Source organism: Castellaniella sp., assembly GCF_034007085.1.
Taxonomy (GTDB): domain Bacteria; phylum Pseudomonadota; class Gammaproteobacteria; order Burkholderiales; family Burkholderiaceae_B; genus Castellaniella.
On the sequence record NZ_JAVERO010000098.1, the window covers coordinates 1 to 8,414 of the forward strand.

Here is an 8,414-nt window from a genome sequence, read left to right on the forward strand (position 1 = left end):
CGGGATAGCGCATGAAATAGCGGTCGATATAGGCCTTGGCCGCTGCCCGGGTGATGCCCAGGTTGCTGGCCAGGCCGAATTCGCCCATGCCGTAGATCAGGCCGAAATTGATCGCCTTGGCTGCCCGGCGATGCTCGGCATCGACTTGGTCCAGGGGCAGCCCGAAGACCTCGGCAGCGGTGGCGCGGTGGATGTCCAGCCCCTGGGCAAAGGCCCGGCACAGGTTTTCATCGCCCGACACATGCGCCATCACGCGCAATTCGATCTGCGAATAGTCGGCTGACACGACCTGCCCCAGGCTGGACACAAAGGCCGAACGCACGCGCCGGCCCTCGGTGGTGCGCACGGGAATGTTCTGCAGGTTCGGATCGGACGAAGCCAGCCGTCCCGTCACCACAGCGGCCTGGGCATAGCGCGTATGCACCCGGCCCGTGCGCGGGTCGATCATGCGCGGCAGTTTGTCGGTATACGTGGATTTCAGCTTGGCGATGCTGCGGTAGTCGAGCAGCAGGCGCGGCAAGGGATAGTCGGCGGCCAGGCGGGTCAGCACGTCCTCGTCGGTGGACGGCGCGCCGCCCGCCGTCTTGCGCAGCACCGGCAACTGCATGCGCTGGAACAGGATCTCGCCCAGCTGCTTGGGCGAATTCAGATTGAAGGGCTGGCCAGCCAGGGCATGGGCCTGGGTTTCGAGATCGATCATCTGCCGACCCAGTTCATGACTTTGCGCCGCCAGCACGCCGGCATCGATCGCCACGCCATTGCGCTCGATGCGCGTCAGCACCGCAGAAGTCTGGATTTCCAGCGCGTAGATGCGATCCAGCCCGGTTTCGGCCTGGACTTTCGGGTACAGGACCTGATGCAGGCGCAAGGTGAAATCCGCGTCCTCGGCGGCATAATGCGCCGCCTGGTCCAGGGCGACCTCGTCAAAGCCGATCTGGCGTGCGCCCTTGCCGCACAGGTCCTCGTAGGTCGTGCCCGTCAGCCCCAGCCATTGGATGCACAGATCCTGCAGGTTCACGCGCCGATGGGATTGCAGCACATAGGCCTGGAGCATGGTGTCATGCTGCACCCCGCGCAGTTCGATGCCCTCGTTGGCGAATACATGCGCATCGTATTTGGCATGATGCAGCAGTTTGGGCGCAGCCGGATCCTGCAACCAGGGCCGCAGGCGATCGAGCACCAGCGTGTGGTCCAGCTGATCAGGCGTGCCCGGTGCGCGGTGGCCCACCGGGACATAGGCGGCCCGGCCAGGCTCGATGGCAAACGACAGCCCCACCAGGCGGGCCGCCATGGGGTCCAGGCTGGTGGTTTCCGTATCCAGCGCCACCAGGGGCGCGGCCCGCAGCCGTGCCACCCAGTCGTCCAGAGCAGCTTCGTCGAGGATGGTCTCGTACTGCACCTCGTCGGGCGCGGGCGGCACCTCGCGGGCGGCGCGGGCATCCTGATCGGGGATGCGGTCCGGTTCGCCGGTGACCTCGCGCAGCCAGGTCCGGAAACCGTAGGTCTCGTACAGACGCACCAGCGTCTCGTGGTCGGGGGCACGCAGGCCCAGCGCCGGTGGCGCCCAGCCGGGCTCCAGTTCGCAATCCAGGCGAATGGTCAACAGTTCCCGCGTCAGGGGGAAATTGGGCGCCGCCGCACGCAGGTTCGCGCCCGCCACGCCCCGGACCTCGTCGGCGTGGGCGACCAGCGTTTCGATGTCGCCATATTCGCCCAGCCATTTGGCGGCAGTCTTGGGGCCGACCTTGTCCACGCCAGGCACATTGTCCACGGCATCGCCGGTCAGCATCAGGTAATCGACGATGCGCTCGGGCGGCACGCCGAACTTGCGTATCACGCCCTCGCGGTCCTGGCGGTCGCCCGACATGGTGTTGATCAGTTCCACCCGGTCGTTGACCAGTTGGGCCAGGTCCTTGTCGCCCGTCGAAATGATGGTATAAAAGCCATTTTCGCCCGCCTGGCGCGCCAGGGTACCGATGATGTCGTCGGCCTCGACCCCGGGCGCCACGATCACGGTCCAACCCAACGCGGCAGCGGCCTGGTGGATCGGCTCGATCTGGGCGCGCAGGTCTTCCGGCATCGACGGCCGGTTGGCCTTGTAATCGGGGTAGAGCGTTTCCCGAAACGACCCGCCCGGCGCATCGAACACGCAAGCACCGTGGGTTGCGACGTCCTTGTAATCCTGCAGCAGCCTCCGTAACATGGAAATCACGCCATACAGGGCTCCGGTGGGTTCACCGCGCGCATTGCGCAGATCGGGCATCGCATGATAGGCGCGGTACAGATAGCTGGATCCATCGACGAGCAACAAGGTTTTTTTCATGACGAACAATAAGGCGAAACGCGTTTCGGCCGAACAACAGATTCCCACGATTATTGCAGAGATGAGCACAGCGGCTCAGGCCTTCCAGAAAATCGGCCTGGGGGTCAGTCTGTTCGGCAGCGCGCGCATCCCTCGGGACCACCCGTTCTACGCCATGGGCATGGAACTGGGCGCACGCATTGCCCAGCTGGGCCTGCCGGTGATCGCCGGAGGCGGCCCCGGCCTGATGGAAGCCGCCAACCGCGGCGCCTTCGAGGCGGGTGGGCGCAGTGTGGGCCTGAATATCCAACTGCCCCGCGAAAAGACCAACAACCCCTATCAGACCGACAGCCTGCATTTCGAATACTTCAATTCGCGCAAGTCGGCGTTTTTCATGTACAGCCTGGCCTATGTGGTGCTGCCCGGCGGTTTCGGCACGCTGGACGAACTGTTCGAGGCCATCACGCTGATCCAGACCATGAAACAGCCCCCCGCACCCATCATCCTGGTGGGCGTGGAATTCTGGTCCGGCCTGATGGACTGGGTGCGCAGCCAGTTGCTGGCCCATGGCATGATCGGCCCATTCGACCTCGACCTGCTGCTGGTCACCGACGATCTCGATGAAATCGTCCGCCTCATCCAGGAAGCCGCCCAGATCGAACAACGGCGCGAACCGGCACTGCCGACCTGATTGCCTCGCCATAGGGTAATGCACGATGCCCCAGGACGAAGACCTGAGTTAACATCACGCCTTGTTACCGTCGGCTGGCGTCATCCGCTGCCCGGCTCTTCAGGAGAACATTCGATGAAAACCACCCTGCTTGGCGCCGCGCTGCTGATCGCGGCCGGCCTGATTCCCGCCGTCGGTTCCGCTGCCGACGCCAAGGAACTCAAGATCGCCACCGAAGCCGGCTACCCGCCGTTCGAATACCGCAATCCCAACGGCCAGCTCGAAGGCTTCGACATCGACATCGGCAACGAGGTCTGCAAACGAATGAACCGCACCTGCGTGTGGATCGACCAGTCCTTCGACAGCCTGATCCCCGGTTTGCAGGCACGCAAGTTCGACCTGGCCAATTCCACCATGACCGCCACCGAGGCACGCAAAAAGGTCATCGACTTTTCCACGCCCATGTACATCGTGCCGGTCAAGCTGATGGTCAAGAAAGGCAGCGGCCTGGAACCCACCGCCGAATCCCTGAAGGGCAAGCGCGTCGGCGTCCAGCAAGGCACCACGATGGAAACCTACGCCCGCAAGCACTGGGCGCCCAAGGGGGTCGAGGTCATCGCCTACCCCAGCTACACGAACGCCTACGTGGACGTCACCGCCGGCCGTCTGGATGCCACCTTCCAGGAAGCCCAGAGCGCCGTCGATGGTTTCCTGAAAAAACCCGAAGGCGCCGACTACGAACTCGCCGCGATGACGCTGGACGACCCGATCCTGAACGAGCCCATCGCCATGGGCCTGCGCAAGGGCAACACGCTCAAGGCCGATGTGGACAAGGTCCTCAAGGCCATGCTGGCCGATGGCACGATCCAGGGCTACGCGAAAAAATATTTCGCCGATGGCCTGATCGAATTCCCCGCCCAGTGATCCTGCGCCCGCCGCGCCATGTTGCCTGACCGCATGGCCGGTCCATCACAATCCGGGCGAGGCCGCCCCGGCACCCACGCCGGGGCGGCCCGCCTTTTTGCCCATCCCCGATTTCCATGTTTCTAGACGGCTACGGCCCCCTGCTGATGGCAGGGACCTGGGTCACCATCAAGCTGGCATTGCTGTCCCTGGCTGTGGCCGTAGGGCTGGGCTTGCTGGGCGCCTGGGCCAAGCTTTCGCCTTTCTGGGGCGCGCGCCTGGCTGCCACAGCCTACACCACGCTCATCCGCGGCGTCCCGGATCTGGTGCTGATGCTGCTGATCTTCTTCAGCATGCAGATCTACCTGAACGATCTGACCGACCTGCTCGGGCTGGACCCGATCGACATCGACCCCTTCGGCGCCGGCGTGCTGACGCTGGGGTTCATCTACGGCGCCTATTTCGCCGAAACTTTCCGGGGAGCCTTCATGGCCGTGCCGCATGGCCAGATGGAAGCCGCCACGGCCTACGGCATGCGTGAATTCCAGGTCTTTCGCCGTGTGCTGTTCCCGCAGATGATGCGCCACGCCCTGCCCGGCATCGGCAACAACTGGCAGGTGCTGCTGAAATCCACCGCCCTGGTGTCCCTGATCGGCCTCTCCGATCTGGTCAAGGTCGCCCAGGATGCCGGCAACGTGACCTTCCGGGTCTTTCTGTTCATCAGCCTGACCGGGCTGATCTACCTGGCCCTGACCACCCTGTCCAACGGCATCCTGTACTGGCTGGACCGGCGTTACCATGTCGGCGTGCGCGAGGCCCAGCTATGATGGACGTGCTCGAACAATTCTGGCGCGCCTACCTGTACGCCAGCAACGGCAGCCCATCGGGCATGGCCGTCACCCTGTGGCTGCTGGTACTGTCGGTCTCGATGGGTTTTTTCATTTCCGTCTTCCTGGCCGTGGCCCGGGTTTCCTCGCGCCGCTGGCTGTCGGTCCCGCTGTGGGCATTCAGCTATGTCTTCCGGGGCACGCCGCTATATGTGCAGATCCTGTTCATCTACGCCGGGATCTACAGCCTGGATTTCATCAAGGACACCCCACCCCTGGCGGCATTCTTCCAGAGTGGATTCAACTGCCTGGTGCTGGCCCTGACGCTGAATACCGTCGCCTACACGACGGAAATTTTCGCCGGCGCCATCCGCGCCACCAGTGCGGGCGAAATCGAGGCCGCACGCGCCTACGGCATGACGCGCTTTGCGATGTACCGCCGGGTGATCCTGCCCTCGGCCCTGCGCCGCGCCCTGCCGGCCTACAGCAACGAGGTCATCCTGATGCTGCACGCCACGTCCCTGGCCTTCACCGCCACCGTACCTGATATCCTCAAGATCGCGCGGGATGCCAATTCGGCTACCTACCAGACCTTTGCATCCTACGGGCTGGCCGCCCTGCTCTACCTGTGCCTGTCTTTCCTGCTGATCGGGCTGTTCCGCCGGTTCGAACGCCGCACGCTGGCCTATCTGGGCAACCACCGCTAGAGCCTGTTCATATTGATACCCATGTCCAAACTCGACGTACTCAACATCCACAAACGCTACGGCGACAACGAGGTGCTCAAGGGCGTCTCGCTGACGGCCAATGCCGGCGACGTGATCTGTATCCTGGGCTCCAGCGGCTCGGGCAAATCGACCTTCCTGCGCTGTATCAACTTCCTGGAAAAACCCAATCAGGGCTCGGTGTCGCTGAACGGCGAACTGCTGAAGATCGTCCACGACAAGCATGGCGAACCTCATGCCGCCGACCTGGACCAGCTGCGCCGCCTGCGCTCGAAACTGGCAATGGTGTTCCAGCATTTCAACCTGTGGGCGCACATGAACGTGCTGGGCAATGTGATCGAAGCCCCGATCCAGGTGCTCAAGCTGAGCCGAGCCGAGGCCACCGAGCGCGCCCGCCACTACCTGGCCAAGGTCGGCCTGGACCCCAAGGTCGAGACCCAGTACCCCTCGTCCCTGTCGGGTGGCCAGCAGCAGCGCGTGGCAATCGCCCGCGCACTGGCCATGGAGCCCGAAGTCATGCTGTTTGACGAACCGACGTCCGCCCTGGACCCGGAACTGGTCGGCGAAGTCCTGAAGGTCATGCAAAAACTGGCCGAGGAAGGCCGTACCATGCTGGTCGTCACCCATGAAATGGGCTTCGCGCGCAACCTGGCATCCCAGGTCATGTTCCTGCACCAGGGTGTGGCAGAAGAAACCGGCACCCCGGCCGATATTTTCGACAACCCGCAAAGCCCCCGGCTGCGGCAGTTTCTATCGGGCAACCTGAAATAGGATTAAAGCCGCCGCCGCATCACCCGGTGCGGGATTCCTGCATCCATGAACGTCTCGCCTTCTTCGGTGAAACCGTGGCGGGCGTAAAAAGCGCGCGCGTGCAATTGCGCATCCAGCACGACTTCGGCATCGCCCCGACGACGGGCGGCGTCCATCAGCGCGGTCAACAGCAATGAGCCGACGCCCTGGCCGCGCCAGGGCTTGCGCACGGCCATGCGGCCGATATGGCCGTCGGGCAGCAGACGGCCAGTGCCCATGGCCCGACCGTCGGCATCATAGGCGATGGCGTGCAGGCACTGCGCATCGCGGGCATCGAGTTCTTCGGCCAAAGGCACCTGCTGTTCTTCGACGAAGACTTCCAGGCGGATGCGGCTGGCCTCTGCGCCCAGCGTATCCCAGTTGCCGGTGACGACGCGACGATCATCTGCGCCCAGAGCGAAATCCAGCACCTCGGGCAGCCACAGCGCAAAATCCGACAGCCCGTGATCGCTGCCTTCGATGATGTGCTGGCGGCTGCCCGCGAAGCGGTCCCGCATTTCTCGCCAGTCCAGGACCTCATCGCCGGTGGCGGCCAGCAGAAAATACCGTTCCGGTCGTGTCAGCATCGGAATATCCGCTTCGGCCTGTGCCAGTTCGTCCACGTAGCCAGGCAGGAATTCAAAAGGCGCATCACCATGAAACGTCCGATGCGAACCGACCTGGGTCGCCAGGTCGCGCGCTGCGTGAACGACGGGATTGAGCAGCACGGCACGGCAGCCCAGGCGTTCGGCCAGCCAGGTGGCATAGAAGCCCCCCAGAGACGATCCAATGACAGTCAGACGCGCCAGCGCGCCGCTGCCGGCCATCGCCCCCGCCGCCGCGTGGCCCGGGCGATCGTGCATCAGTTCGTGCGCCAGTTCGTGCGCCAGGGCCAATGCGGCAGCCGGGCTGGCGGGCAGTTGCGGGCAGCGCCAATCGGCCACCAGGCCACGCTCGGCCATGGCCTGGGCCAGCAGACGGGCCTTGTAGGAATCGGGCGAGGATCGGAATCCGTGCAAGTAGAGAATCATGACAGCCAGACGGATGATCCGGGCGCCCGGCGGCGCGCGACGGCATCCCGTTGCCCATTGTAAGCAGTCTGCACAGCCGCCGCGACACGCGCTAAGATCGTTCATCGCTGCTCGAACCCCACTCCCTGCCCTGCCATGCCGCTTCTTGCACCGGTCAGCACGCTGCGCACCTATGATGGACAGGCCCATGTCCATGCCCACGATCACGCGCAGATCATGGCGCCGCTTGCCGGCCGCATGGAACTGGAAATCAACGGCCAGGCACTGTTTGCCGACCCATCCTGCGGGATGCTGATCCCGGCTGGGGCCCGACATGCCTATTGCGCGCAGCCCGGCACCCGCATCCTGGTGATCGACGCGCCCGAATCGACCGGCCTGGAACGCCTGCGGCGCTTTGCCCTGACCCCCGCCTGTCGCACACTGGGCAGCCAGGGCGATGCGAGACAGCAACTGGCCCTGCTGCTGGGGCTGCCCACCGTGCTGTCCTCGCGCCGGGGCCTGGATCTGACCCGCCTGGATGCCGCCCTGTCCAGGACGCTGCACGAACCCTGGCCGACCGCCCGCATGGCGGCGCTGTTCAATCTCAGCCCGCAACGGTTTCACGCCCGCCTGCTGGAACTGACCGGTCATACGCCAGGCAGCCATCTGCGCACCCTGCGGCTGGAGATCGCCAGCCGGATGCTGGCGCAGGGCGCGACACTGGAATTCGTCGCCGCCCAGGTCGGCTACCGGTCCGGCAGCGCCCTGGCCTACGCGCTGCGGCGCGACCGGGGCATGGGCGCCCGTGCGCTGCGCCTATCCCCCCCTGGACAGCGCCGGCCAGATACCGACGGCCTCTGAGGCACACTCGGCGGCAACCACGAGCGTTTCTCGACATATGCCCAGCCTGTCACAGCGCATCATGGCGGCATGCGAACGATCACGACTGCGTCCCCCATCCGCCCCCTGCATGGCATTGCCCTGGTGCTGGGCGCCGGCGTCCTGTGGGGCACGACCGGCACGGCCCAGAGCTTTTCCGACGCCAGCCTGTCCCCCTATTGGGTGGGTGCCCTGCGCCTGGGCATCGCGGCCTTCTTTTTCCTGCTCTATGCCGGCACCAGCAACGGACTGTCGCACCTGGGACGCCAGCTCGCCGCCCTGGACTGGCGTCATGCCCTATGGGCCGGC

The 8,414-nt window shown here is 64.8% G+C and carries 8 protein-coding genes and 2 pseudogenes; 7 read left to right on the forward strand and 3 right to left on the reverse strand.

The features are described 5' to 3' along the window. Positions 1 to 2,323, reverse strand: a 2,323-nt coding sequence (gene polA, locus RBR29_RS08870; RefSeq protein ID WP_320348689.1) for a DNA polymerase I, incomplete at its 3' end; no start/stop codon positions are given. On the opposite strand from polA, the gene RBR29_RS08875 reads away from it, so the two are divergent. From RBR29_RS08875 to RBR29_RS08895, 5 genes are all read left to right on the forward strand, one after another. Further along, complete coding sequence (locus tag RBR29_RS08875) at positions 2,322 to 2,993, forward strand: TIGR00730 family Rossman fold protein (protein WP_320348691.1); 672 nt, start codon at positions 2,322 to 2,324, stop codon at positions 2,991 to 2,993. The genes polA and RBR29_RS08875 overlap by 2 nt on opposite strands. Before the next feature lie 114 nt (positions 2,994 to 3,107). Beyond that, on the forward strand, positions 3,108 to 3,896 hold the full coding sequence (locus RBR29_RS08880) for a transporter substrate-binding domain-containing protein (protein WP_320348692.1): 789 nt from the start codon (positions 3,108 to 3,110) through the stop codon (positions 3,894 to 3,896). Positions 3,897 to 4,012: 116 nt separating this feature from the next. Further along, complete coding sequence (locus RBR29_RS08885; protein ID WP_320348693.1) at positions 4,013 to 4,702, forward strand: ABC transporter permease; 690 nt, start codon at positions 4,013 to 4,015, stop codon at positions 4,700 to 4,702. Then, entirely contained in the window at positions 4,699 to 5,409 is a 711-nt protein-coding gene (gene hisM, locus RBR29_RS08890; RefSeq protein WP_320348694.1) for a histidine ABC transporter permease HisM, read from the forward strand. The genes RBR29_RS08885 and hisM overlap by 4 nt, the downstream gene beginning before the upstream one ends. A gap of 21 nt (positions 5,410 to 5,430) precedes the next feature. Beyond that, positions 5,431 to 6,198 carry an ATP-binding cassette domain-containing protein gene (locus tag RBR29_RS08895; protein WP_320348695.1) on the forward strand — a complete coding sequence of 256 codons (768 nt, stop codon included), beginning with the start codon at positions 5,431 to 5,433 and terminating at the stop codon, positions 6,196 to 6,198. Positions 6,199 to 6,200: 2 nt separating this feature from the next. Here RBR29_RS08895 and RBR29_RS08900 read toward each other — a convergent pair whose 3' ends face one another. Together RBR29_RS08900 and RBR29_RS08905 are read right to left on the reverse strand one after the other, a co-directional pair. Next, complete coding sequence (locus RBR29_RS08900; protein ID WP_320348698.1) at positions 6,201 to 6,647, reverse strand: GNAT family N-acetyltransferase; 447 nt, start codon at positions 6,645 to 6,647, stop codon at positions 6,201 to 6,203. Beyond that, a pseudogene (locus RBR29_RS08905) lies at positions 6,624 to 7,247 on the reverse strand (YqiA/YcfP family alpha/beta fold hydrolase); the annotation flags it as partial. The gene RBR29_RS08900 and the pseudogene RBR29_RS08905, both read right to left, overlap by 24 nt. Positions 7,248 to 7,382: 135 nt before the next feature. Between RBR29_RS08905 and RBR29_RS08910 the strand changes: the two are divergent. Both RBR29_RS08910 and RBR29_RS08915 read left to right on the forward strand, forming a co-directional pair. Continuing rightward, positions 7,383 to 8,087 carry a helix-turn-helix domain-containing protein gene (locus RBR29_RS08910; RefSeq protein WP_320348696.1) on the forward strand — a complete coding sequence of 235 codons (705 nt, stop codon included), beginning with the start codon at positions 7,383 to 7,385 and terminating at the stop codon, positions 8,085 to 8,087. Positions 8,088 to 8,156: 69 nt separating this feature from the next. After that, positions 8,157 to 8,414 (forward strand): annotated as a pseudogene (locus RBR29_RS08915) (hypothetical protein); the annotation flags it as partial.

Bases quoted from the DNA above. Each gene is read 5' to 3' on its own strand.
- RBR29_RS08875 (WP_320348691.1), top strand. From the start codon at position 2,322: ATGACGAACAATAAGGCGAAACGCGTTTCGGCCGAACAACAGATTCCC.
- RBR29_RS08880 (WP_320348692.1), top strand. From the start codon at position 3,108: ATGAAAACCACCCTGCTTGGCGCCGCGCTGCTGATCGCGGCCGGCCTG.
- RBR29_RS08885 (WP_320348693.1), top strand. From the start codon at position 4,013: ATGTTTCTAGACGGCTACGGCCCCCTGCTGATGGCAGGGACCTGGGTC.
- hisM (WP_320348694.1), top strand. From the start codon at position 4,699: ATGATGGACGTGCTCGAACAATTCTGGCGCGCCTACCTGTACGCCAGC.
- RBR29_RS08895 (WP_320348695.1), top strand. From the start codon at position 5,431: ATGTCCAAACTCGACGTACTCAACATCCACAAACGCTACGGCGACAAC.
- RBR29_RS08910 (WP_320348696.1), top strand. From the start codon at position 7,383: ATGCCGCTTCTTGCACCGGTCAGCACGCTGCGCACCTATGATGGACAG.